The 209-nt window shown below is 60.3% G+C and carries 1 pseudogene; it reads right to left on the minus strand.

Annotated features, from left to right (window positions below):
• A pseudogene (locus MJ643_RS31410) lies at positions 1-209 on the minus strand (F0F1 ATP synthase subunit beta); the annotation flags it as partial.

Below are 209 nucleotides of genomic sequence, written 5' to 3' on the forward strand. Positions count from 1 at the left end.
TAACGTTCGACCGTCGTACGGATCAATTCCATGATCAGCACGGTCTTGCCCACACCAGCGCCGCCGAACATCGCGGCCTTGCCTCCCTTGACGAGCGGGGCGAGCAAATCGATGACCTTGATCCCGGTGTGGAAGATTTCCTGAGAGGCGCCGAGCCGGTCCAGTGCAGGAGCGGACGCATGAATGGGACGAAAAACTGTGCCTAGGGG

The sequence above is a fragment of the Pseudomonas sp. PNPG3 genome, assembly GCF_023093815.1.
Taxonomy (GTDB): domain Bacteria; phylum Pseudomonadota; class Gammaproteobacteria; order Pseudomonadales; family Pseudomonadaceae; genus Aquipseudomonas; species Aquipseudomonas asiatica.